This is a genomic window from Bifidobacterium avesanii (genome assembly GCF_009299475.1).
Classification (GTDB): domain Bacteria; phylum Actinomycetota; class Actinomycetes; order Actinomycetales; family Bifidobacteriaceae; genus Bifidobacterium; species Bifidobacterium avesanii.
This window is the reverse complement of the sequence record NZ_WBSN01000026.1, coordinates 1-25,183: the sequence shown is the minus strand read 5'-3', so window position 1 is coordinate 25,183 and position 25,183 is coordinate 1. Positions and strand designations below refer to the sequence as shown.

The 25,183-nt window shown below is 62.4% G+C and carries 21 protein-coding genes and 1 tRNA gene; 12 read left to right on the top strand and 10 right to left on the bottom strand.

The annotated features are described in order from the left end of the window. Both DSM100685_RS09925 and DSM100685_RS09920 read left to right on the top strand, forming a co-directional pair. Positions 1 to 100 (top strand): IS3 family transposase (locus DSM100685_RS09925; RefSeq protein ID WP_152350281.1); only part of this gene is annotated, 100 nt, incomplete at its 5' end. Between the two features lie 103 nt (positions 101 to 203). Then, a tRNA-Lys gene (locus tag DSM100685_RS09920) sits at positions 204 to 276 on the top strand. 927 nt (positions 277 to 1,203) lie between these two features. Here the strand turns inward: DSM100685_RS09920 and DSM100685_RS09915 are convergent. Both DSM100685_RS09915 and DSM100685_RS09910 read right to left on the bottom strand, forming a co-directional pair. Beyond that, complete coding sequence (locus tag DSM100685_RS09915) at positions 1,204 to 2,019, bottom strand: DUF2178 domain-containing protein (RefSeq protein WP_152351177.1); 816 nt, start codon at positions 2,017 to 2,019, stop codon at positions 1,204 to 1,206. Beyond that, positions 2,012 to 2,242: a helix-turn-helix transcriptional regulator gene (locus DSM100685_RS09910; protein ID WP_152351176.1), complete on the bottom strand. Its 231-nt coding sequence runs from the start codon at positions 2,240 to 2,242 to the stop codon at positions 2,012 to 2,014. Before DSM100685_RS09910 ends, DSM100685_RS09915 begins: the two co-directional genes overlap by 8 nt. A gap of 1,012 nt (positions 2,243 to 3,254) precedes the next feature. Between DSM100685_RS09910 and DSM100685_RS09905 the strand changes: the two genes are divergently transcribed. The 3 genes from DSM100685_RS09905 (at position 3,255) to DSM100685_RS11010 (ending at position 5,022) form a co-directional block, all read left to right on the top strand. After that, a complete protein-coding gene (locus DSM100685_RS09905) occupies positions 3,255 to 3,587 on the top strand; it encodes a hypothetical protein (RefSeq protein ID WP_152351175.1) in 333 nt (110 codons plus the stop codon). Positions 3,588 to 3,663: 76 nt separating this feature from the next. Beyond that, entirely contained in the window at positions 3,664 to 4,161 is a 498-nt protein-coding gene (locus tag DSM100685_RS11015; protein ID WP_239512752.1) for a helix-turn-helix domain-containing protein, read from the top strand. A 93-nt stretch (positions 4,162 to 4,254) separates the two neighbouring features. Next, the gene (locus DSM100685_RS11010; protein ID WP_239512753.1) at positions 4,255 to 5,022 is read left to right on the top strand and encodes an integrase core domain-containing protein; all 768 of its coding nucleotides are present in this window, start codon (positions 4,255 to 4,257) and stop codon (positions 5,020 to 5,022) included. 567 nt (positions 5,023 to 5,589) lie between these two features. Here the strand turns inward: DSM100685_RS11010 and DSM100685_RS09895 are convergent. The 8 genes from DSM100685_RS09895 to DSM100685_RS09860 all read right to left on the bottom strand — a co-directional run bounded on the left by DSM100685_RS09895 (position 5,590) and on the right by DSM100685_RS09860 (position 12,571). Further along, positions 5,590 to 5,961, bottom strand: a complete 372-nt coding sequence (locus DSM100685_RS09895; protein WP_152351174.1) for a RidA family protein — start codon at positions 5,959 to 5,961, stop codon at positions 5,590 to 5,592. A 37-nt stretch (positions 5,962 to 5,998) separates the two neighbouring features. Next, complete coding sequence (locus DSM100685_RS09890; protein WP_152351173.1) at positions 5,999 to 6,766, bottom strand: amino acid ABC transporter ATP-binding protein; 768 nt, start codon at positions 6,764 to 6,766, stop codon at positions 5,999 to 6,001. Between the two features lie 78 nt (positions 6,767 to 6,844). Next, the gene (locus DSM100685_RS09885) at positions 6,845 to 7,702 is read right to left on the bottom strand and encodes a substrate-binding periplasmic protein (RefSeq protein ID WP_163201149.1); all 858 of its coding nucleotides are present in this window, start codon (positions 7,700 to 7,702) and stop codon (positions 6,845 to 6,847) included. Between the two features lie 121 nt (positions 7,703 to 7,823). Then, positions 7,824 to 8,486, bottom strand: a complete 663-nt coding sequence (locus DSM100685_RS09880; RefSeq protein ID WP_204314378.1) for an amino acid ABC transporter permease — start codon at positions 8,484 to 8,486, stop codon at positions 7,824 to 7,826. 1 nt (position 8,487) lies between these two features. Further along, complete coding sequence (locus tag DSM100685_RS09875; RefSeq protein WP_152351171.1) at positions 8,488 to 9,120, bottom strand: amino acid ABC transporter permease; 633 nt, start codon at positions 9,118 to 9,120, stop codon at positions 8,488 to 8,490. A 41-nt stretch (positions 9,121 to 9,161) separates the two neighbouring features. Next, positions 9,162 to 10,214, bottom strand: coding sequence for a zinc-binding dehydrogenase (locus DSM100685_RS09870; protein ID WP_152351170.1), 1,053 nt, complete (start codon positions 10,212 to 10,214; stop codon positions 9,162 to 9,164). A 30-nt stretch (positions 10,215 to 10,244) separates the two neighbouring features. Next, positions 10,245 to 11,237: a C-terminal binding protein gene (locus DSM100685_RS09865; protein ID WP_152351169.1), complete on the bottom strand. Its 993-nt coding sequence runs from the start codon at positions 11,235 to 11,237 to the stop codon at positions 10,245 to 10,247. A 44-nt stretch (positions 11,238 to 11,281) separates the two neighbouring features. Next, positions 11,282 to 12,571: an aspartate aminotransferase family protein gene (locus tag DSM100685_RS09860; RefSeq protein ID WP_204314379.1), complete on the bottom strand. Its 1,290-nt coding sequence runs from the start codon at positions 12,569 to 12,571 to the stop codon at positions 11,282 to 11,284. Between the two features lie 181 nt (positions 12,572 to 12,752). Here DSM100685_RS09860 and DSM100685_RS09855 point away from each other — a divergent pair, with 181 nt between their 5' ends. The 7 genes from DSM100685_RS09855 (at position 12,753) to DSM100685_RS09825 (ending at position 24,904) form a co-directional block, all read left to right on the top strand. Then, on the top strand, positions 12,753 to 14,531 hold the full coding sequence (locus DSM100685_RS09855) for a PucR family transcriptional regulator (protein ID WP_152351168.1): 1,779 nt from the start codon (positions 12,753 to 12,755) through the stop codon (positions 14,529 to 14,531). A gap of 252 nt (positions 14,532 to 14,783) precedes the next feature. Next, positions 14,784 to 16,343: a DNA cytosine methyltransferase gene (locus DSM100685_RS09850; protein ID WP_152351167.1), complete on the top strand. Its 1,560-nt coding sequence runs from the start codon at positions 14,784 to 14,786 to the stop codon at positions 16,341 to 16,343. An 88-nt stretch (positions 16,344 to 16,431) separates the two neighbouring features. Further along, positions 16,432 to 17,883, top strand: coding sequence for an ATP-binding protein (locus DSM100685_RS09845; RefSeq protein WP_152351166.1), 1,452 nt, complete (start codon positions 16,432 to 16,434; stop codon positions 17,881 to 17,883). Continuing rightward, positions 17,880 to 20,681: a Z1 domain-containing protein gene (locus tag DSM100685_RS09840; RefSeq protein WP_163201151.1), complete on the top strand. Its 2,802-nt coding sequence runs from the start codon at positions 17,880 to 17,882 to the stop codon at positions 20,679 to 20,681. The genes DSM100685_RS09845 and DSM100685_RS09840 overlap by 4 nt, the downstream gene beginning before the upstream one ends. Next, the gene (locus DSM100685_RS09835; RefSeq protein WP_163201153.1) at positions 20,656 to 21,639 is read left to right on the top strand and encodes a PD-(D/E)XK motif protein; all 984 of its coding nucleotides are present in this window, start codon (positions 20,656 to 20,658) and stop codon (positions 21,637 to 21,639) included. The genes DSM100685_RS09840 and DSM100685_RS09835 overlap by 26 nt, the downstream gene beginning before the upstream one ends. After that, positions 21,639 to 23,747 (top strand): AIPR family protein, encoded by a 2,109-nt coding sequence (locus DSM100685_RS09830; protein ID WP_152351163.1) that lies wholly within the window; start codon positions 21,639 to 21,641, stop codon positions 23,745 to 23,747. The genes DSM100685_RS09835 and DSM100685_RS09830 overlap by 1 nt, the downstream gene beginning before the upstream one ends. A gap of 95 nt (positions 23,748 to 23,842) precedes the next feature. After that, positions 23,843 to 24,904 (top strand): sigma factor-like helix-turn-helix DNA-binding protein, encoded by a 1,062-nt coding sequence (locus tag DSM100685_RS09825; protein ID WP_152351162.1) that lies wholly within the window; start codon positions 23,843 to 23,845, stop codon positions 24,902 to 24,904. Positions 24,905 to 25,183: the final 279 nt, after the last annotated feature.

The following is a 25,183-nucleotide window of genomic DNA, read 5'->3' as shown; positions in this document are numbered from 1 at the left end:
GGCCGCCTACCTGTCCCATTACAATGGGACCCGTATCAAGAAGTCGCTGGGCTGGATGAGCCCGGTGCAATACCGCAGACACCTTGGGCTGGCGGTGTAGCCGTCCAAGAAAAAGTCCGCACCCCCATGCGCACCCCGACCATTTGCCTTAAACGCAACGCCGATTTGGCTTGTCCGGTCGCCGCATGTATCTTAGAAATGTTGCCCCTCTAGCTCAACGGTTAGAGCAGCGTCCTTTTAAGTCGTGGGTTGTGGGTTCGAATCCCACGGGGGGCACTTCTCAGCCCTTGAAATCATTGAGGTTTCAAGGGCTTATTCACTCCCCATCGCCTTTCTCTTGCACCTGATTATTCCTGATGAACGCACTTGTCCAACGCTCTTCAAGCGATTCCGCAACCTCGTCCAGTCCGCCCGGTCATAAACCGGTTTAGCGCGTCAGCCAATCCTCGTTTCGTGCGCACTCGCGCGCAATGGACGCACTTGCCCAACGCCCGGCAAGAGTTTCCGAATCAACACCCATACCTGATTATCCACCCCCAGCGCCCGCAACGTTCCTGCGATCTCCACGCACCGCGACGGCCTCACCCAACCAGATCCGGGCATGCTCCCATACGCCCCAGCCCGGTGCGCGCCGTCACAGTCCAACAGTCCAACAGTCCAAGTTCACCCGCAACAGGCAAAGAGAAAGCCCGGCTGGTTGGGCCGGGCTGAAGAGAGAGAAGAGAGAGGAAGGGATTCAGTTATTGCGACCTTGCGGCCACGTCTTCATATAACCGCACGCGGCTCAAAGCAACGTGCCGAAACACTGGGAATCGTCTGTGAATGCAGGCCCCGGCACGATTCCCGGCGTAATCCCCGCCGCAGTCTGACGCAGCCTGTGACGCAGTCCAATGCCCTCATCACCGCCCAAACCGCAACGGCGTCCATCGCGAACCTGCAATCCGCAGCGCAAGCCGCATGGCAATCTCCATAGTCAGGGCGGATTTCGGGCCTTGCACAATGGATATCTTCATAGTCAGGGCGCCCCACTGCCGTTAAGCGCCATACCCGCCCGCGCAAAACCGCCATTTTCCAACGCCGCGTGGCAGCCGATACCGCCATTCCCCCTCGTCAAAGCGCCCTCACTATGAAGTTATCCATTCCGCAAAGTCCCAAATCCGCCCTGACTATGCAGATAGCCTCCCGCAGCGGACGATTCCCCCCTCACATCCGCCGTTCGTAGTACGACCGCGCGATCATGGAAACCGCGGCATACAGGATGAACGCGATCAGGAAGCCGAGTCCCATGTATCTGAGCGGGTCGGATTCGAGGGCGACGGCCAGCATGTTGAGCACGACCTCCAGCAGGATGCACGCGAGGTACATCACACGCCCGGTCTCCGCATCGGCCTTGAGCTTGACCAGCTGCTCGCGCTCATCGTCGCGCGGCAGAGGCGGAATGCGTCCGCTCCGCGCCAGCAGCACGCCGATCACCCCTATGACCGCAGCGGCCGCGACAGCCCACACGCCGCCGGACGCCCAATTCCAGAACGCCGCGTCGGCCCATCCGAACCGCACGCCGCCGGCCACGATCCACGCGACGCCCCAGACCAACAGCACGCCCGCAACCGCAAGGAATTGCAGCCGTATGCGTCGCGCGCTCTTCGTCGAGGCTTTCGACGCGCGGACGATCTGCTCGCGTTCGTCATCGGCCAACGGCCGGGGACGGACGAAACTCAGCACGACCAGCCCGACGCCAGCCATGGCCAGCACCGCGCATATCACGGCCGTCGCGCCGGCACCCCATGGCAAAACCGACGGCCGATCATACGCAATGCCGCCGAGCAACGCGGCCGCCATGATCAGGACAAAACCGCCGATGAACGGGACGGCGCGCACCTGCCCCCGCATTCGGCCCAGTGCCGCCCCACGCACTTCACGGGTTCCAGCCACGCCGGCCGAATCACGCGGAGCCGACGGCCCGCCGCCCTTGCCGCCGGCACCTTTGCCAGCATCATTGTTGCCACTGTGATTACGCATAGCCGTTCTCCTCGTCGTCGATGCGCTTGTTTTCCTCGAGCCGGCACAGGTCCTCGACGGTGACGCCGAACACCCGGGCCAGCCGGTAGGCGAGCATGAGCGAGGGGTTGTACTGCTCCTTCTCGATCGAGATGATCGTGCGGGAGGAGACGAACACCGCGTCCGCCAGCTCCTGCTGCGTCATGCCCGCCGCCCTGCGATACTCACGAACCTTGGTCTTCATCGACCCGCATCACCGCCTTTCGTCTCGGCGCTCCGTCTCGCTGTCCGGAACGGAAACATGAAGCATGCTTCATATGAAGTTAACTTCATAATACCGCACGGCCGACCGCGGGGCAGCCTCATGACGCCCCATGGCAACTCCACGCACGGCAACATTCCGCCACCATCGTCAACCGCCCGCGCCCGAACAGGCGACTCCGGTTCGCGCTACTCTGCCCCGTCGTGCGCGTTCTCCCCTCGCGCTTTTGCGAATGGCCACTCGCACGCCCACGGTGCACGGCCGCCATGCACGCCCGCCGCACGGCCTCGTGCGCATCCTTCCGTCTCGCCACGCCCGGGCTTTTGGATAATGTGATCCAGTGCCATTTCCATATGCGCGTATACGGAAACAACGCCGGGGCCATTCCCTATCTGCGCATCCCGTATACGCGTATACGAAATTGACCTTGCGACTCATCGATACTCGTCTCTTTCGTATACGCGTATACGGAAGAGACCTCGAGCAAACCGCCAAACCGCATATTTCATATACGCGTATACGGAGCGGACGCCGGGAAGCGACATTGAGCAACGGACAGCGGCACAACGACACAACGGGCAGGCAAAGCAAAAGAGAAAGCCCGGCGGGTTGGGCCGGGCTTGGAGAGAAGAGAGAAGAAGGGATTCAGTTATGCGGGCCTTGCGGCCGTGACTTCATATAACCGCACGAATCACAAAGCAACGTCCGATTTACCTGAAAATTCCATGTGAAACAGTCTTCCGGACCGCACTCGGATCCGCCCGTTCCCCGGCCTAGGATCAACTTCGCGCAGTTCATCCGCACCCATTCCCACTCGTCCTGCGCCAGATTCATCATGCATTGGGCAAGAGATCCGTGCTACACACGTCGCCCAATGACCAGCGCATGCATTCCGCTCATTTTGAGGAATAAGACATGCGGATTGAGCAGATCCGGTGCGAGGCACACGCCATATACGACCGGCAGCCCGGCACGCATCACACTCATACCCACGTTGGGCTACATCCGCTTCAACGAAGCCGCATTCCGGACACCGCCCCCCTCGCCCGATATGCGGTTCATTGAACTGTGGAAGGACGCCATCAAGCGGCAACGCCAGCTGCGGATGACCGACGACGCCCCTCGACCCCGGGCGGGCGGGCCGCGCCGGCTCACCGCCAACCGCGAGCTGATCTTGGAAATCGTCGTCTCCCCCATGGCGCCAGCCACCGTGTTCCGACTGCGCGACCCGCCGCGAGTGCGCGAGCGGAGCATGGACGAGATCGTCAGCCTCACTGGATGCGCTAGTCGTGCCGAGCGGATAGTTGACGCATGTCTCGAGGCATAGTTGACGCCATGTCCTGGGGCATGGCCGACGGGTGTCTCGGGGCATGGCTGACAGGCCACCGGCTATTGACCGGTGTATGGACACACAATCACAGCAGCAGCCAACGCAATCCAACGGCAACGGGACGGCGCGCGGCGAGTTTCTGCGCAACAAGGCCATCGTCAACGCGATCCTCTCGGGCATGCCGGTCGCCGAGGCCGCTCGCCTCCACGGCGTGAGCCGCCAGTGGGCCCACGAACTGAAGCACCGATGGGAGGCGGAAGACGACGCGGGACTCCTGCCACGCCCCAGACGCGCCCGCCGCATCGCGAACAGGACCGACCCGAAGACCGCCCGGCACGTCGTCGAGATCCGCCGCGAACTGGACTCCAGGGGACTGGACTCGGGCCCGGAGTCCATCGCCGCCCGTCTGGAGCGCGAGGGCGTCAAACCGCCCGCGAACTCCACCATCCACCGGATCCTCAAGGACGCGGGACTGGTCCGCCCGGAGCCGAGGAAGCGGCCGAGGCCCTCGTACACGCGGTTCGAGGCCGCGCTGCCGAACGAGACGTGGCAGTCGGACTTCACCCACTGACCCCTCGCCGACGGCACGGACGCGCTGATCGTCTCCTGGCTCGACGACCACTCGCGCTTCCTGCTCTACTCGCATGCGTTCGCGTCCGTCACGATGAGGACGATCGAGGAGTCGTTCCACCGGGCGTGCTCCATGTACGGGATCCCCGCGTCCACGCTCACCGACAACGGCAGCGTGTACACGACCCGCATGCATTCGGCCGAGCCCGGCGGGTTCGAACGCACACTCGCCCTGATGGGCGTGCGCCGGAAGAACGGCAGCCCCTATCATCCCCAGACGCAGGGCAAGATCGAACGCTGGCACCGCACCCTCAAGAAGTGGCTCGCGGCCCGGCCGCTGGCCGCGGACCTCGACGCGCTCAACAAGCAGCTCGACGCGTTCGGGCGCGAGTACAACGAGGAGCGCCCGCACCGCGCCCTGGGTCGGCGCACCCCGAGGGAGGCATACGAGGCGCTGGGCAAGGCCGGGCCCGATCCCGGGCTCGCCGCGCGGGAACAGGCCGGCCGGAACGGGGAGGAGCGCCGCGGGGCGGGACGGGAGGCCGCCGGAAGGCCCGTGCGCCGCAGGCCGGGCGCCGGACGCGTCAGGCCCGTTGACATGACCGTCCCCGCGGGGCTGCACAGGGCGGACGGGCGCGGCTGCGTCGTCCGCGCGAGTGGAGGGGGCGTGCGCCGCATCGTCGTCAACATCGGCAAGGAGAACGCCGGCAGGACGGTGGAGCGCGGCATCGAGCGCGGGGTCGTCACCGTCGTCGACCCGGCCACCGGCGAGGTCCTCGCCGAGCAGGCGCTCGACCCCGCACGCGGCTACCAGCGGCGCAGGCCCTCGCCCGGTGTCAACGATGCCCCGAGACAGATGTAAACCATGTCCCAGGAGACACCGTCAACCATGCCCCGAGACATGCGTCAATGATGCCCCAAGACAATACAACCCGTAAACCAGCCCCGCCGTGGGGATGACCAGAAAAGCCGTGCCGATCGAAAGCGTGACTCGCCGGTGGACCCTCGTCGCGCCGTCGTTCGGAAGAAACGAAGCCGCGGGATCGAATGGGCCGTACGTGACGACGGTGCGGTCCGCCGGATCCCGCTTCGGGTTCGAGGTCTGCTTTTCCCGCTCCCGCGACGAGGAGCGCGCCGAAGATCGCCATTGTGGTGATGATGCCCCGCCCCATCGATTCCAGCATCTCACCCTCCGGGAGACGGACCAAGTGCGTGACGATCGCGGATTGCATTATTTGTACTAATTAATTAAATAATTATTACAATGAACCGTTCTCGACGGAACCGCGGCGAATTGACCGGTTGCATGCGGCACAGGCGATGAGGCGGTCCTGAAGACTGGGGCCAGCCATAAACGTCGGCGCCGTCTCCCTCGTAAGAAGACGGCACCGACGAGAGAAGTTCCGTGATCGTTCGCTCCGCCGACGGCTCACGCGACGGCCGCCCGGACGGTCATCTCGATTTTGTAGCCGGGCAGGTGCGCCCCCACCGTGGCGCGGGGAGGATACGGCGAGGGGAACATGCTCTGGTAGACGTCGTTGAAGTCGGCGTAGTCGTTGTCGATGTCGTCCAGAAACACCTGCACCTGCAGGACGTGTCCCAAATCGGATCCCGCCTTGGCGAGGATCTGTTCGAGCAGCTCTATCGAATACCTCGTCTGCTCGCGGATGCCCTCGCCTCGGACCAGTCCGGTCTCCGGATCGTGGGGCGTGCAGCCGGACGTGAAGATCAGCCCGTTGACGACGGTGGCGTGGCTGTACGCGGCGACGGTGCTGCCGATGTTGATGGTGCTTATTTCCATGATGATTCCTTTCGTCGTTTGTCGTGCCGGCGCGGGTTCAGCGGCCCAGAACGGCCCTGAGGAACCGGCGGGTGCGTTCCTTGCTCGGATGGGACATGATCTGGTCGGGGTCGCCTTCCTCGAGGATTCCCCCGTCGCCCATGACCACGAGGTGGTCGCCGACGTCGCGAGCGAACGCCATTTCGTGGGTGACCACGAGCATGGTCATGCCGCTCTTCGCCAAGTCGCGCATGATGTTGAGGATGTCGAGGCCGACCTCTGGGTCGAGCGCCGACGTAGGCTCGTCGAAGAGCATGATCTTCGGCTCCAGCGCCAGCGCCCTGGCGATGGCCACCCTCTGCTGCTGCCCGCCGGAAAGCTGCATGGGCTTCGCTTCGGCCCTGTCGGCCAGGCCGACCTTGCCGAGCAGGTCCATCGCTTTGTCCCGGCTTTCCTCGGCGGAGCGGGACAGCACCTTCTGCTGCGGGAACACGACGTTCTGCAGCACGCTCATGTTGGGGAACAGGTTGAAGCTCTGGAACACCATGCCCACGTTGCGCCTCAGTTGGATGAGGTCGGATCCGGACAGGTGCATGCCCGCCTCGATGTACTGTCCGGCGACCCACATGTTGCCGGAGTCCGGGGTCTCCAGCTGGTTGATGCATCTGAGGAACGTGCTCTTGCCGGTTCCCGAGGGGCCGATGATCGAGCACACCTCGCCGGCACGGACGCGCAGCGAGACGTCGCTGAAGACGGTTTTGTCGCCGAACCTCTTGCCCAACGAGCCTATTTCGAGGATGTAGTCGGGATTGTGCTCCGCAACCATGGTTTTCTCCTTCAATCGTCCGACGCGAAACGGGCCGGGCCGCCGCAGTCGCCGGCGGCCCGGCCGGGCCGCGTTCCGTTACTCGATGGGCTTGCTGGTGATCTCCACGGCGCTGGTGTCCAGTCCGAGCCCGGAGAACACCGACGCCAAAGAGCCGTCGTCACGCAGCGACTTGAGGTCCTCGTTGAGCGCGGTGCCGAGGGCCGCGTTCTCCTTGGTGTAGGGGATGCCGGCCTGCACGCCGTCGATCGTGGCGGCGACGCGTTCGTCCTTGTCCGCCACCTTGGACGTGTAGTCCTTGCCCTTGGAGTAGTTGGCGGCGGTGGCGTAGGAGTCCAGGCCGGCGACGATCCTGCCGGATTCGAGGTCCTGGATCATCTCGACGTTGGACGGGTAGATGGTGAGCTTGTCGCCCCAGATGGCCTTGGCGTCGTCGAGCCACAGGTATCCGTCCACGGTGCCGATGTTCTGGCCTTCGAGGGACTTGAGCGACGAGGTGCCGCTCTTAGAGACGATGCCGAGCTGGTCGGCGTACATCGCATCGCTCATGCCGACGACGGCCGCGCGCTCCTTGGTGCGGTAGTAGTCGCCGACGGCCACGTCGGCTCGTCCGGACTGGACGGCCGGGATGGATTCGGCGAAGCTGGTCTGCATGTATTCCGGGGTAAGGCATTCCTTCGCCGCGATCTTCTCGATGATCTGCGGGTCGATGCCCGTCGCCTTGCCGTCCTGGTAGCTGGCGAACGGCGGCAGCTCGGGAATGGCGATGGTCAGCTTGCCGCCTTCGATGGTGCTGAATTCGTGCGCGGGCTTGCAGTCCGCCGGGACGGTCTGCGCGTTTGCGCTGTCCGATCCGCAGGCGGAGAGCCCGGCCACCAGAGCGATGGCGGCGGCGATGGCCATGGGGGTGCGAATGGTCGAATGGAAGTTCTTCATGATGGTTCCTCTCTGAGTGGGACGGCCCATGGGGTCACAGGCCGTCCGCCGTGTGATGGCGGCCGCCGGTGTCGGGATCGGCGGGCGAATGGTTCATGGTTTGTTCGATCCTCCTTCCCGGTCACTTCGTGAGTGAAAGTCTTTGTTCGAGCAGCTTGACCAGCGCGCTGCACACTCCGGAGATGGCGGCGTAGATCAGGCCGGCCAGCACGAAGACCGCAAGATACTGGAAGGTCTTCATGCCCAGCGAATAGGAGACGCTGGTCAGCTCGCGCAGGGTGATGTTGTAGGTCAGCGAGGTCATTTGGAACAGCTGGATCGAATAGCTCATCAGCGCCGGCACCGCGATGCGCATGCCCTGGGGGATGACGATCCTGCGATAAATGTCCGTTCGCGGCAGGGCCAGCGCTTCGCCGGCCTCGATCTGGCTGTGGGGCACCGACCGCAGGCCGGACCGGATGTACTCGCACGAGTAGGCGGCCGTGGTGATGACCAGTCCGACGACGGCCGACACGAACGAGGAGAGCTTCAGCCCGATGTCCGGGAATCCGTAGTAGATGATGTACAGCGTCACCAGCGCCGGCGTGCCGCGGCCGATCTCCACGATCGCGTAGCACAGCCACCGCAGCGCCTTGGCGCGGCTTCCCGATCCCAGGGAGAGAACCAGCCCGCACGGGATCCCGATGACGAGCACGACCGCGGTGAGCGTCAGGCTGATCCTCAGTCCGCCGATCATGTCCGGCAGGGCCTGGGCCCATATCTGCATCCATGACGTCTGCTTCATGTCACTTCGCCTCCCTCATGGCGCCTTCCATGCGCCGAGTCACGATTGCGATCGGTATGCTCACGGCGATGTAGAACACCGCGGCCACCAGAAACGGCGTGATGCCGACTTGGGACCGCCTCGCCACCTTGCTGGCCTGGAACACCATTTCGGCCACGCCGATCGAGGAGGCGAGCGACGAGTCCTTCATCAGGCCGATGAAGTATGTGGTGAAGGAGGGGACCATGAGCTTGATGGCCTGCGGGAAGATGACCCGGGAGTAGCTGGTCCAGTACCCCAGTCCCAAGGCGCGCGTGGCCTCGTACTGCCCGGCGGGGATCGCCATGAACCCCGAGCGGAGGATCTCGGACAGGTAGCCCATCGAGACGACGCTCAGGCCGAGGATCGCCGCCTGCATGGAGGACAGGCGCACCGCGCCGACCCGCACGCCGAAGTACAGGATCATCAGCCACACCAGCGGCGGCACGCCGCGCTCGAGCCAGATGATCAGCTGCGAGAGCAGGCGGAGCAGCGCGTTGCGCGACGTGCTCATCAGCGACAGCGGTACCGCCAGCACGAATCCGACGGCGAAGGCGGCGGCCGTGAGCAGCACGGTCAGCGGCAATCCCATCAGCACCGGGACGACGATGTTCATTTTCCTGTCCTTTCTCGAAGCTTCGGCGGCCGGACGCGTTCCTACGCCCGGGGGTCCACGTCGACGAGCGCCTTCAGCGTCCGGCGCGCGTCCATGTCCTCGTACGCCCGAGGAAGGTCCCCGAAGGAGTACCTTCCGGTGAGCGCGTCGCCCGGTTTGGCGATCCCGTCCAGCACCAGGGGGAGAAGACGGGGAATGTACGCGCGGGCGGGGCAGATGCCGCCGGTGATGGTGACGTTGCGCGAGAACAGCGGGGCCATGGGCACGTCGACGCCGTGGGGCAGGCCCACGTAGCTCACCGTCGCGCCGGGGGCCGCGAGGCGCAGCGCGGTGGCGAAGGAGGCCGGCGTGCCGACGCATTCGAGCACGGCGTCGGCCATCCGGCCGCACGTGAGCTCCTCGACGGCGCGCACCGCGTCCTCGCCGCGCTCCGTGACGATTTCGTCGGCACCGAAGCGTCTCGCCAGCGCGTTGCGGTCGCCGTGCGAGCTTCCGGCGTTGATCACGCGCCCCGCGCCCAGCAGCCTGGACGCGAGCACCGCGTTGACGCCCACCGCCCCGTCTCCGACCACGACCACCGTGTCCCCGGGCTTGATGCCGGCGCGGAGCGCCGCATGGTATCCGGTGGGGAACACGTCGGACAGCATGAGCAGGGACGGGACGAGCGACTCCTCCGGCCGCGACCCGTCGGGAAGCGCCCTGACGAGCGTGCCGTCCGCGAACGGGACGCGGGCCTTCTGGCCCTGCCCGGCGTCAGCGCATTCGCGCCCCCAGAACCCTCCCCGCACGCAGCTGGACTGCAGGCCGCGCCGGCAGAAGCGGCACTGGCCGCAGCTGTAGCGGAACGGGACGATGACCCAGTCGCCGGGGCGGACCGACGTCACCTTCGGCCCCGTCTCCTCGACCGTGCCGACGAACTCGTGGCCGATGCGCGTGCCGGGGCCGGCGCCCATGCCCCGGTAGGTCCACAGGTCCGAACCGCAGACGGCGGCCTGTTCGATGCGCACCACCGCGTCGGTCGGTTCCTCGATCCGCGGGTCGGGGACGTCCTCGAGCCGGATGGTTCGCTCGCCTTCGTATACCGCAGCCCTCATCGCAGTCTCCCTTTCCTACGGCCGCGCCGCTCAGCGCGGCTGCCAGCCCTTGTTGACCAGATATCGCGGCGCCTTGCCGTCCACCAGCAGGTCGACCATGCCCTCCAGGGCCATGGCGCGCGCCTGATAGAACGACTCCTCGGACAGGAAGGCCGCATGCGGGTTGATGACGACGTTGTCCAGCTCCTTGAGCTTGGACTGCTCGCTGTCCTCGTCCTCGATGACGTCCACCGCGGCGCCGGCGATGGTCCCGTCCCGGAGCGCCGCGACTAGGGCCCGCTCGTCCACCACCGCGCCGCGCGCCGTGTTGACGAGGAAGGCCGTGGGCTTCATCAGCCCCAGTTCCCTCTCCCCGATCAGGTGCCGGGTCTCCTCGATCAGCGGCGTGTGGATGGACACGAAATCGGAGCGCGCGAGCAGATCGTCCAGGGAATCGGCCTTCGCCACGCCGTACCCGGCGAGGAACTCCTCGGTCTTCGTGGGGGCGAACGCGACGACGTTCATGCCGAGCGCCCGCAGCATCGGGGCCATGAGCCGCGGGATCCCGCCGAAGAACACCAGTCCGACCGTCATGCCGGCGAGGCGGTGGGGCATCGGGCCGTCGAGCGGCTCCCAGTTGCCGCGGCGTACGTCGCGGTCGTAGTAGGTGATCTTGCGGGCCAGGTCGATGATCATGCCGACGGCGGTCGCGGCGACCTCCTGCACGCAGAACCCCGGGGCGTTGGTCACCGCGATGCCGTGCGCGGTGGCCGCGGGCTTGTCGACCATGTTGGTGCCTATGGACTGCAGGCCCACCACCCTGAGTTTCGGCAGCCGGTCCATGACCGCGCCCGTGATCTGGTAGTACTCGACCACCACGCCGTCGGCGTCGCCCGCGGCGGCGACGAAGTCCTCGTCGTCGCCGCGACCCGTCTTGCGTTCGACGAGGTCGACCCTGTCCGAGATCCCCCACTTGTCCAGCAGGGACCTCTCGTATTCGAGGTCGTCCGAGATGTTGTAGTACACGATTTTGGGAGTGCCCATGGTTCAGTCCTCCTGCTTGTGCGAGCTTTCGCCGGCCGAGGCGGTCAGTCGGTTTTCTGGGCGACGGCGACGCATTCGTCGAGGATGGCGATGCCCTCGTCGATGACGTCCCGGGTGACGTTCAGCGGGGTGGCCATGCGCATGCCGTTCCCCTTGACGCCGCAGGACAGCGTGAGCATGTGGCGCTTGAGCGCCTCGTGGCGGATGGTCTCCACGAGGTCGCCGCCGGGGCGCCCGTCGGCGTGGTCGAGCTCGATGGCGAGCATCAGGCCGAGGCCGCGCACGTCGGTGATGATGGGGTACTTGTCCTTGAGCTCCTCGAGCCTGGACTTGAGGTAGGCGCCCTGCTCGCGGACGTTGGCGAGCACGTCCTTCTCCCTGAACTCGTCGAGGACGGCGAGTCCCGCGGCCCCCATGACCGGGTTCCCGCCGAACGTGCCGCCGTGCATGCCCGGGTGCCATTCCTCCATGATCTCGGGGGTGCTGACCACCGCGGAGGCCGGGATGCCGCCCGCTATCGCCTTGCCGAGCGTCATGATGTCGGGCACGACGCCGAAGTTCTCCGAGGCGAACATCCTGCCGGTGCGCCCGTAGCCGGCCTGGATCTCGTCGAAGATCAGCAGCACGCCGTATTCGTCGCACATTTTGCGGAGCCCCTGGAGGAACGACTTCGGGGGGACCACGTAGCCGCCCTCGCCCTGCACCGGCTCGACGAGGATGGCGGCGGTCTGGTCCGGCGCGCTGATGAAGTCGAAGATGCGCTGGACGTCCTGCAGCGCCCACGCGCTGCGCTGCTCCTCGTCATACCCCTTGGGACACTGATCGACCGACGGATAGGTCGCGAAGTGGATGCCGCCGACCATCGGCTCCGTGAACTTGCGGTACTTCGAGTTGGACGCCGTCACGGAGATGGAGCCGTAGGTCCTGCCGTGGAACGAGCCCTTGAAGGCGATGATGCCGGTGCGTTTGGTATAGGCGCGGGCCAGCTTCAGCGCGCCGTCGGTCGCCTCGGCGCCTCCGTTGGAGAAGAAGAAGCTGGACAGTTCGCCGGGCGCCAGTTCGGCGATGCGCTTGGCGAGCTCCAGCGTGGTGGGGTAGTTGACCATGTTGAACGACGCGGTGATCAGCTTGCCGACCTGCTCGGTGACCGCCTTGACGACGCGCGGGTTGCCGTGGCCGAGCGCGTTCACCGCGATGCCCTGCACCCAATCGAGGTACTTGGTCCCGTCGACGGTCCACAGGTAGGCGCCCTCGCCCCTCTCCACAACGAGGCTGGTGGCTTTGGCCAGCGCCGGGGACAGGTACTGCTTGTACTCTTCGAATGTGATGGCCATGATGACTCCTTGCGGTTTGGTGCGACGCCCCGTCCTGTCTGGCATCCGCTGATTTCTGCGGGTGTGGCTTCCGGGTTGTGACTGTCATCCTATGGACCTGCGGAGGGCGGCCCAATGGCCATAACATCCATGTAAATTCTGAAAAATGGACCGGTAATACAGGAAATTACATACTGGTCACATGTCCCTTACCGTTTCCGATCTCCTGTCCCGCAAGGAGCTCCGGCTGCATCTCGTGGTGGAAGGCTTGCCCGGCTACCTCGACCGCAAGGTCGTGTGGGTGCACCAGAGCGAGCTGCTCAAGTCCCGCGAGTTCTCCGAGCCGGGCGAGATCCTGCTGACCACGGGTTTGAACCTTCCCCATTGGCGCCAGTCCCCTACCGCACCGGCCCAAGCCGATCCGGAGCGCAAGGATGGCGGCGCCCCGGATCCGGCCGCGTACCGCAGGATGTGCCGCGACTACGTGCAGGGCATGTTCGAGGCCGGCGTGCTCGCATGCGGGTTCGGCGTGGGCGTGGAGCACGATGCGGTACCGAAGCCGCTGATCGACGCCGCGAGGCAGGAGGGGCTCCCCCTGTTCGAGGTGCCGTTGGACGTCCCGTTCCAGTCCATCGTCCGGGCCGTCTCCCGGTCCCTCGCCGAGGACGAGCACCGGCTCATGAGGACGACGTATGCGGCGCAGCGGCGGCTGATTTCCGCCGCCAAGGATGAGTATCCGCTGCATTCCGTCATCCTGCGGACCGCGGAGTCCATAGGCGGATGGGCGGCGTTCCTCGGACCGGACGGATATGTGGCGGACATCTCCCACATCGCCCCGCGCGCCCAGGCCGAACAGCTCGGCGTCGAGATGCTCGCCCAGCGCAACAGCGGCCACGAGGGCAACGCCCCGCGCACCATGTTCCTGCTCAAGGACGGCTACGACTACTGCGCCTCCGAGGTCCGCGGCGCCGACCAGTCAGCCCACGGCTTCGTGCTTGCGGGCATCCGGGCCCCCGAGGAGACCGACATGGCGTTCCGCTCGATCGTGATCGTGGCGGCCGAGATACTCTCCGCATGCCTCCCGCAGCGCGAGGCCATGGACAAACGCCAGCGCCACATGCGGGCGGTCATGCTGCGCGCACTCGCGCTGGGGCACGTGGACATCCTGCGCGACATGGCCGCGGACCTGTGGGGCGCGCTGCCGCAGGGTCCCGTCTGTGTGATCTGCGTTTCGGCCTCCCAGAACGCGCGGGACGACCTCTACCGGCGGCTTTCCACACAAACGGGGTACGGCGGCTCCCCGACGGCTGGCGCGCGACAGACGTCACCGGTCGTGTTCGGCGACTACGACGACCGGCTATGGATCATCTGCTCGCGGCAGGACCTGCCGGCGTACCGGAAGCTGGCGGGCGCGGCGGACGGAGACGGTCTTCCCGTGGTGGGCGTCTCCCGGCCGTGCCTGTGGGAACACATCGTCGGCGCCGTCGATCAGGCGCGCATCGACGTCAGGGTGCGGACGCTCCGGCGCGCGGCGGACGTGGTGGGATCCGATTCCGCGGGCTACATCGGCGACCTGTCCCAGGTCGACATCGTGGAGCCGGAGGTGGCGGAGACCTACGCACTCGGCGTGCTGGCTCCCCTGATCAGGGGACGGGGTCAGTCGCAGACCAGGATGACGCTATTGCAGACCCTGCGGGCGCTCATGGAGACGTCGATGAACGTCGCCGCCTGCGCTGAGAGGATGCGCGTCCACCGGCACACCATCGAAAACCGCATGGACAGGATCGAGCAGATCCTCGGCGTCGACCTCGGCGACGTCCGCGACGTCTCCCGCGTCTGGTTCGCGCTGGAGACGCTGAAGCGCGGGGCCGTGCGCGGTGACGCCAGTCTCCTCTCAGCCCGTTCCGTCCCGCGGATGCAGCAGGGACGAGGCGTTTTCAGCGTTGCATCCGGCGGACGGGGAGCCGACAGACACGCATGATAACCGGACTCCGGCCGCAACTGTCAGCGCCGTGGCGAGAAGGGAAGACAGGCCTTGGGCATCGCGAGCTTCGTGCTCGGCCCGCCGGGGCTGACGGTGTCGAAGCTCCACACCGCCGGATACCTATCGATTTCGCCGTCCGGAGTTTTCCTGCCGAATTAAGCTGACACCGCATGGTTGTTGTTGCGCCGCTCATCACCTGGTAAACTCCAGGCAATGAATTGACCTGTGGAACAGTGTGAGAGAACGGACATGAGCGAGAAGATACGCGTCATTGATTTATTCGCCGGACCCGGCGGGCTGGGCGAGGGGTTTTCCTCGTTGCTGGACGCCGACGGCGAACGCATCTTCCAGATCGTCATGTCCGTGGAAATGGAGAAGTCGGCGCACAGCACGCTGAGGTTGCGCTCGTTTTTCCGTAAGATTTACGATCTGCATCACCGCATTCCGGAACAATACTTGGCATACATGGCCAATCCCGACGCGGCTCATTTGGAAGACCTCAAGAAGGCGTTCCCGGATCAATGGGCGTATGCCGACCACGAAGCAGTGCAGGGGAAGCTTGTGGAGGGCGATCCCTCCTACGTTGAAGAGGCCAAGAGGAGACTTGTAGGCTACAGCGGCTACACGGTCATTATCGGAGGCCCACCCTGCCAAGCGTATTCGCTGGTGGGCCGCGCCAGACGAACCAACGACCCAACCTTGCAAGGCGATGTAAAGCAGACGTTGTATAAGTGCTATCTGAGCTTCTTGGAAGGGCTGCAGCCGGACATATTCGTCATGGAGAACGTCAAGGGCATCCTGTCGGCAAGGCTGCATAATGAGGGCGTGCTCGGCATGATCCGCGCCGACATCGACAAGGCCGGATACAACCTTCATTCGCTGGTAGTTGATGATCCCCGCAGATCATCCGATTACATAGTGAGGTCGGAACAATACGGGATACCCCAAGCAAGGCATCGTGTGATTCTATTGGGGATTCGGAAGGATCACGACTTTGTCCCCGACCAGCTTCGTCCTTCTCACCACCCATCCACGGTCCGCGATGCGCTTCTGGGCATACCGTCGCTGCGCAGTGATTTCTCGCGCCGAAGCCGGGATTACATCAAGGAAAACTGGGATGACTACGTGCTCAATGCCGCCCGGTACGAATCGCTCCATTGCGGTGATCCGCAATTGGCCGAACAACTGTCAGGTCTGACCGCGGCGGATCTTCCGTCCATGTGTTATTCGGATCACATTGACGACGAGGGCCGCAACCTGCTCAGCGACTGGTACCGCGGCCGGTTGGATGACGCCGGGTCTCGTCTGCTGACGAATCATGCGGCGCGATCGCACATGGCGTCGGATCTTGACCGGTATCTGTTCTGCGCCGCCTATGCGGCGGTTCACGGCAAGGCCGCGAAGTTGGACGATTTCCCGGCATATCTGCTGCCCAATCACAGGAACGTCGAGCAGTCGGTGTCCGAGCACAGGCTGAAGACCGTCGAGTTCGCCGACCGTTTCCGCCCCCAGCTGTATGACGCGCCCTCCACTACGATTACCTCGCACATCTCCAAGGACGGCCATTACTTCATCCATCCGGACTTCCGCCAGTGCCGCAGCCTGACGGTGCGTGAAGCGGCACGCCTGCAGACGTTCCCGGATGATTATTTCTTCGAGGGGAACCGCACCCTTCAGTTCCAGCAGGTGGGCAACGCCGTTCCCCCGCTCTTGGCGAATCAGATAGCCCAGATCGTCGCCCGATGCCTCGGCAGGTATGCGGAAAACTATTTCGATGCGGAAGCCCATCGGAGCGATTCAAATAACTGAAAATAAGCGAAGCCGAATCATCACGGGAAAGCGTCCATCCCTTTATAATTGATGGCAAGTCGAGCGAGAAAAGATAGGAGCCGGGGTCATGGCGGATGAAATCGAGCTGACTCCGGAGCCGGGGATTCTCATTGAAAGTCTGCGTGACATCGGCTACTCGTTCGAAAGCGCCCTCGCGGACATCATCGACAACTCCATCACGGCGAACGCGTCGGAAATCAACATCATGGCGTTGCCGGTGGACGACTCGTTCAGAGTTTCGATTCTCGACAACGGGGAGGGCTTGGACAGGAACGCGCTTCTCCGCGCAATGCGCTTGGGCAGTTCCAACCCGAGAGACGAAAGGGCCAATGACGATCTGGGTCGTTTCGGATTGGGGCTGAAGACGGCCTCATTCTCGCAGTGTCGCCGTCTGACGGTGGTCTCCCGGCAGCACGGCGAGACCTCCGCCTTCACGTGGGATCTCGACACGGTCGTGCGGGAGAACTCATGGTCCGTACTGGAACGAACCGACTATGACGAGATCTTCGGATACGACACGATGCCGGATACCGGCACGCTCGTGCTGTGGGAGAAGGTCGACCGCCTTACCGGCGACAACGGATCCGGCCGCGTGGACTATGATCGCGTCATCAGCGAGGCGCAGGACCATCTCTCCTTGGTGTTCCACAGATTCCTCGCGAAGGAGAAGGGGACCAAGAGCCTGCGCATATCCTTCAACGCCCATGATCTGGAGCCATTGGATCCGTTCAACATGTCCAATGACGCCACCCAAGCGTCCCCCGAAGAGGTCGTCTGTCCCGGCGTCACGCTGCGCTCGTTCACGCTGCCCCACATCTCAACGTACTCCGATCGCAACGAATATGAGCGCTACGGCCTCCGCGGCGGCTATCTGCGCAATCAGGGCGTCTACCTGTACCGAGCCAAACGTCTCATCATCTTCGGCACATGGTTCGGACTCGCAAAGAAGACCGCACTGACGCAGCTGACCCGAGTGAAGATCGACATCGGCACCAACCAAGACGAGACGTGGAAGATCGACGTCAAAAAGGTTTCCGCCCAGATGCCCGAAATCGTGCGCAAACGCGTCAGGGCCCTCATCCAGACGATCGGCGCGCCGTCTCGCAAGGTGTACAGCCGACGCGGAGCCCGTCTCACCAGTCCGGACGTCTATCCCGTGTGGACCCGCTCCGAAAACGGGGAAAAGACGACCTATGGCATCAACATGGATCATCCCCTAGTGCGCACGTTCGGCGACGAACTGGACGGATCATTGAGGAAAAGGTTTGACTCGCTGATGGCATTCATCGGGGCAATGCTCCCCACGGAAGCACTGTTTTACGACATTTCCAACAATGCCGATGCCGTGGAATCGCAGCACATGTCGAATGATGATTTCGCGATGAACGTTCGGATGTTTTATGCGGCCCTTACTCAGTTCAAGGATGAGGAGGAAGCACTCGACTCCATGCGTTCGATAGAGCCGTATCGCAGTCGATGGGACGAAACCCTTTCGGCATTAGGAATAGAGGAATCATGACCAGCATTAAGGATCTATCCGACTGGATGTACGAGAACGTCGCGCGTGACCTCGATAAAATGCAGGAACAAGGCTCCGAGTCTGGCCTGATTACCGAAGATATCATCAGGGACAAGTTCCAAAGGTGGTTTCAGTGCGCTCCTCTGATCATGACGGATTTTGGGGAGATCCACCTCGCCGACCCTAAGGAGTTCATCGACAAGCTTGTCAAAGAGTACGAGGAACGAGAAAGCTACTTCAAGCCTGTGGGATTTGGTTATCAGGATGAAGACACCAAGCCTTGGTTGAACGAGCGCAAGCTAGACAACGACATCACTTGGTTTTATTGGGACCGCTACCGCAAATACCTGCGCGAACGCAAGCATTGGAACGAGTCAACGATTCGCTCGATGAACGAGGACACGGACAACATCCTCGACAGGATCGCCGATCCGAAATCCGACCAGCCGTTCGATCGCCGCGGCTTGGTGATTGCCTCCGTGCAATCCGGAAAGACCGCGAATTACATTGGATTGATTACGAAAGCGGCTGATGTCGGTTACAAGGTAATCATCGTTATGGCGGGCATCTACAACGTACTTCGCAATCAGACGCAGGAGCGTATTGAAGACGGTTTTATTGGCTATGACATGGTTGCGAACAAACCTGTTGGGGTCGGTATTGGCAGCAGAGGGAAAAGACCACCGGTACCAGGAACATCCCGCATTCATGATTTCAACAAAGACAGAGAGAATTCTTGGCGTGGTCTCCGCTCTGCGCATGTAAGTGAACCATTGGTATTTGTTATTAAGAAGAACGTCAATTCACTACGTGAGATTTCCCTCTGGCTAGAGGCCAACTGCAAGGATGACGGGCCCTTGCTGCTCATTGATGACGAAGCAGACAACGCATCTATCAATATCTCTTACAGCAAGGGTGACATCTCTAAAATTAATGGACAAATCAGGGGTATTCTGCGACTGTTCTCCAAAAGCGCTTATGTTGGATACACGGCCACGCCGTTCGCCAATGTGCTCATCGATTCCACGAGTCATGATGATGAGAAGGGTGACGACATCTTCCCGCGGAGTTTCATCTATACGCTCGAGCAGTCCGATGCGTATTTCGGTGCGGAAAAGGTTTTCGCCGATAAGGACGCCGGAACGCCGACATATCTTCGCTGGATTGATGACGATGACGAATCACGCGGCATAAAGCGCCGAAGCGGTGACGTTCTGGATACTCTGCCCGACAGCTTGAAGGATGCCATCAGAACGTTCATCGTAGCCTGCGCCATTCGTGTTCTGTCAGATGATTCCGACGAGCACATGTCAATGATGATCAACATGTCGCCGTACAAATCCGTGCAACATTCTGTGTATTACCTCGTCGAGGATTACTTGGACCAGTGCAAGAACGCGGTCAAATCATTCGCCGCGCTTCCCGAAAGACATGCTCTCGCAGCCAGTCTGCTGCTACAGGAGATCAAGTCCACGTGGGAAAAGCAATATCCTCAGGGTGAGTTCACATGGGGAGACATACAGCATTCGCTCACAAGGACCTTGCGGCCCATGCATCTAGTGGAGATCAACTCCCAATCCAACGACACACTGGACTATGAGCACGGGGCACAGCGCGTGATCGCCATCGGCGGCTACCGTCTGTCCCGCGGATTGACTCTGGAAGGCTTGCTGGTGTCCTACTATGCGAGGAATGCCAAAGCATATGATTCGCTCATGCAGATGGCTCGATGGTTTGGATACCGATTCGGCTATGAGCGTCTCTGCAGGATATGGATGACGCATCAATCGGCGGACTGGTACGCCTATGTCGCCGATGCCACCAAGGAGCTCACCGATCAGGTCCGCGCCATGTGCAACGCACACTCGACTCCGGACCAGTACGGGCTGCGTGTCCGCACCCATCCGGATGCCTTGGAGATCACCGCCCGAAACAAGATGGGCGCCGGAGAAAGCTTCAAGCCCGCGAAGGTCAGCTTGGATGGAGCATTCGTGGAAACGGTGGCGTTCAACCGCGATGAAATGAGTCGCCGCTCCAACACTGCCGATGCCGAAAAGCTGCTCAGCGAGCTGGGCAAGCACGGATGCCGGCCGGTGGAACACGATTACGGCAGGGGATTACTCTTCCGAGACGTGCCGAGCGACACTGTCAGACAATTCGTCCGCAACTACGATAATTGTGATCGATCGCCGAAGACCACACCCACATCGATTGTCAGTCACATTTCCAGACTCGACGATTACGGATACAGCTCTTGGGACGTCTACGTGGCTTCGGGCAAATCGCCCATACAATTCCAAGTCGGCAACGAGCATGTTCAACGGGAACTCCGAAGCCCAAGCCCCGACACCACGGACACGGTGTTCATGGCGAGGAACAGTCGTTTGGCCAGCCGCGATGTGGTGAAGGACACCCTCACCAAGGCGCAGGCGACCCAAGCCGAACGGCGGTTCCGCGAACAGTATAAGGACAAACCCGGCAAGAAGAACATTCCTGACATCTATTATCGGCAGGTCATCGATCGCCCTCTGCTCATCCTTCATCCAGTTGTCCTGCAATTCGCCGATCAGAAGGACTATCAAGAGGACTGGTTGAACAACAAAGCCGTCCGAGACTATGGCGCATGGCCATCCTACGACTATGCCGAGGAGACCATTGGATGGAGCATCAGCTTCCCGGAGGCCGGCATACCCGCGGAGACGTATTACACCTACAACGACGTCATGATGAGGCAGCGCGGTTTCACGCCCGATGACACACGTGAGGAGCGTGATGACGATGTCGCTCCGGACGACTGAATTGGATCCTTGGCGCGGTATCAAAGGAATCTCATCCGCCAGCTACTATCCGAGCAGACGAGTATCCGCCGATCTGAATCCCAAGGGACGTCGGATCGACTGGTCTATCAGCGAGTCAGGCAACCGCGCATTAATTGTCGAGTATCAGGGCGCCGTGGATTCCTCTCCTGTGCCGCGATTCAAGGGAATGCGAATCAGGGAGGACAAACCGGGCCATCTTCTCATGCTCGAGCTTACCGAACCTTCAATGCGGGACGTGTTTCTCAAGGTGTGCCTTGACATCATCGCCGTCCTCCAAAGCATCCCCGAGGACATCCAGCGACAGGCCTGTCTTCACCGTCTTGAACGATGGTCGGTCTTTTTCAGGACCGAGCGTATAGGCCTAGGTGCGAAGGAGCAAAAGGGACTGATCGCCGAGCTGGTCTGTCTGGAAAACCTTCTGACCTCGTTCGACTCACATACCGTCATTGCCTCGTGGGTAGGACCTGATCGGGCGGTGCATGATTTCATCTTTGGACAGGACGCCATTGAGGTGAAGTCCAATCGCGGCTCCGGCACCCCGAATATCACCATCAGCTCCGTCGATCAGCTGACGGTCAACGAAAAGGAACGTCTGTTCCTCTTCGTCGTGGAGCTCAACCAGTCGGCGGCCGGCAGCGGATTGACGATGACGCAGTACGTTGAACGTGTCAGGAACCGGATCGCATCCCCTCTGGCGGAATCGGCTTTTGAAGAGAAATTGGCCACCGCTGGCTATTTCGATGTGGATGACTATTCCGGCATGACATGGTCGCAGGGCATGACCCGAGTGTTTTCGGTAACGGATGACTTCCCCCATATTGATGGCTCCTTACTTGATCCGGCGATTTCCAATGCGACTTACCGCGTTAATCTGGATGCATGCGGTAAGTTCGAAACAACGAAGAACGAGCTTCTGACCACGCTGAGGGGAGTCTGATGCCTGAAACGAACGAATTGGAACAGTTCGCCGAAGAGTTTTTCCAAGACATCGTCAACGAGGCTGAATCAGGCGGATGGAAGGAAGACATCTTCTTCGACAAGTTCACGGATTATCTCGTCGATTCCGGAGAGATGAATGAGGCCATCCGCGCCAGTTACCAACCCGCCAACGGCAACTTGCGCGTTGACGGGTACTGCGGGGATCCGCTCGACAGCCGTGCGACGGCCGACCCCGATGAACCTCTCACTCTCGGCCTCATCATCTTGGATTTCCACCAAGGCGCCGACTTGCAGACTCTCGGCACCCGTGACATGAACGCCATCTTCAACCGGCTCATGCGATACCTCGACTCCGCGCTCAAACCACAGTGGAGAAAGTCGCTGGAGGTATCGGATCCGGGATTCGGCTTGGCCGATCTCATCCATACGAGATGGAATCGAATCACCAAGATCCGCCTTTACCTGCTGACAAACAAGGCGCTCAGCAGCCGCATCGACGGCAAAACCGCAGGCGACTACCAAAACCGGTCGGTCAACTACAGCGTATGGGACATCAGGCGGCTCTTCGCCCTCAGCAAGTCCATGAACGGTCAGGAGCCGCTTCGCGTGAACTTCGGGGAGAAACCGCTTCACCCCCTGCGGGCGCTGCTCGCCAGCGCACCGAACGCGGCGAACCCCGTCTATCTCGCCGCGGTACCGGGCAACGACTTGGCCCGCATCTACGATCGCTGGGGCGCGCGACTGCTCGAGCAGAACGTGCGAGTCTTCCTTCAAGCGCGCAGCAACGTCAACAAGGGCATCAAACGCACATTGGAGAGCGAACCCGAACTGTTCTTCTCTTTCAATAACGGGATAACCGCAACCGCCGAGCATATCGAGACCGAGATGACGCGCGACGGCCTCAACATCCTGTCGCTCGACAACCTGCAGATCGTCAACGGCGGTCAGACCACCGCATCCATCTATGCCGCATATCGGGCCGGAAAAGACCTCAGCAAGGTCTTCGTCCAGATGAAGCTCAGCATCGTGGACCCCCAGCAGGCGGAAGACCTTGTTCCCCGCATATCGGAGTATGCCAACAGTCAGAACAAGGTGTCCCAAGCCGACCTGTTCGCGAATCACCCGTTCCACGTGCGTATCGAATCCTTTTCGCGGAGAATCCTCGCCCCAGCCCAAGAAGGGAGCTTCAACCAGACTAAGTGGTTCTACGAGCGAGCTCGCGGCCAGTATGGCGATGCGCAAGCGTACATGTCCCGTGCCGATAAGAACAAATTCCTCGCCGAATATCCCAAGAGCCAGAAGTTCGCCAAAACCGACTTGGCGAAATATGCCATGGTCTGGACCGATAAGGCGTACTACGTCAACCGAGGAGCGCAGAAGAACTTCGCCGAATTCGCGAAGGATATCACCGAGCAATGGACAGAGGACAACACCCAGTTCAACGAATACTACTACAAGACGCTAATTGCGCAGAAGATCATTTGGGACACCGCCGAGAAGATCATTCCGCAGATGGCATGGTATGAGGCCGGCGGCTATCGTTCGCAGCATGTCGTGCTCGCGATCGGTCTTGTCGCGGAGGCCGCCCGACAGGCCAATCGGAAAATAGACTATGAGCTGATCTGGGACGCGCAGGAGCTGGACGAGCCATTTAAGCAAGCCCTGCGGGAGGCGGCCGACGCCGTTCATCCGGTGCTGATGCACCCGATGCAGGGCTACCGCAATATCAGCGAATGGGCCAAGCAGCCGAAATGCTGGGAAGCCGTCAAGCAACTGCATGTCAATTGGAACCAAGCCTGGCTCAACGAGCTCATCTCCCCGCGTGAGGAGTGGAGGCGCAACCGTCGTAGTTCCAAGGAACAACGTGAGACCAACGGCATCGAATACACGGCCGCCGTGGTGAACATGGGAGCTCAGTTCTGGAAAGACGTCGCGCAATGGCTGATTGCCGAAAATGAAGGCGATGAGAAGGAGCGCGGCTGCGTGAATGTGGCGGCTTCCATTCCCAGCAGGATCCCCAGCGACAAGCAAAGCGCCGTTATCGTTCAGCTCATGAAGCGCCTGGCCAAAGCGGGATGCCCATACCGGATGAAGAACATCGAATAGCGCGGCCGCGAGTTCCAGCGGACGGTTCCTGAAGTCGCGTCGTGGAATCACGATACGACGCGCTTCTCCCCGTCGTTGGCTACACTGGTAGGGCTATGTCTATTCCAGAACCGATCGCGGCGCAGCAGGCCGAACGGCCCGGCATCCTTCCGGGCGACGACAGCGGCGAAGCGCCGATCTTCGACGTGTGGACCGATCTGGACGCCGTCGCCGTATGGGCGCGGGCGAACGGCCGAGACGGCCTCAAACCCTTCCTGCTGCCCGTGACCGACGAGATGCCGGACCGAGTGCGCCAGGCCGCCGAACGGCTCAACGCCTACACGATGGGCGGCCTGTTCTCGCACGACCCGATGCCCGACGACGACGTCGACTGGCGGCCGGAGTCGGACGCCGGCGAACGCATGGAGCCGATGTCGCTCGCGCAGAGCGTGGAGCACGCCGTCAACCTGCTGGACGAGCGCGAGTTCGAGGTGCTCGCCCGCCGCGTCATGCTCGAACAGCCGGAAACCGTCGAGGAGGTGGCCGAACGCTGCTCGATCAGCCGCGAGAAGGTGCGGCGCATCGAGAAGTCCGTCAGACTCCGGCTGCAGGCCGTCCTCGAGACGTACCGCGTCGAGGAGAAGCTCGAGGCGCTGTTCGACGGCAGGGTGCCGTTCATGACCACGGTGCAGGCGTGCGTGCGCATGCCGGAGCTCGGCGAGCGATTGGAGGGACTGTCCACGCCATTGCACCGGCTCATCCGCAACGTGTGCGGCACGCCGTTCGAGGTGCGCGACGGCTGGGTCGCCTCCCCCACGCTCATGTTCGCCCGCCAAGCGTTCCTCGAGACGCTGCGCGGCGAGGCCGACGGGCACGGCGTCGTCTCCCCCAAGACGCTGGACGGGTACGACATCCTCACCGATTCGGGCGTGCCGACCGGCACCGTGGCCCGCTGGCTCGCCTACTGCGGCGTGGTCGTGGTCAGGGGGCACGCGATCGTGTGCGCCCAATTGCGCGACGTGATCGAGGCGATCCTGTTCGTGGAGGGCCGGCCCATGACGTCCGCGGAGATCGCCGCGCTCCTGTCCGACGACGACACCGCGGCCGTGGAGACCGACCTGAGGGCCGACCCGCGCCTCGTGGGCGTCGGCGGCGGACGCTGGACCCTGCGCGGCTAAATACCGTCCAAGCCATGTGAAAACGACAGGTCACGGTGACGTCCTCGCCCCGATTCCCAGCATATGCGAAGGGCCACGCGTCCTGAAACGCGTGGCCCTCACTTTATTCACCAATAAGGATATATACCATGATGCCTAAGCGCATAAGCACCGGGGCATAAAGCCATGCAGGAGGTGCGAACACCAGCACGGCGCGGCAGGGACAGCAGCCCATGCCGGCTTCCCAACGGGAAGCACCACCATTCTAAACCCCGCATACGCCGGTCAGCAAACACATGC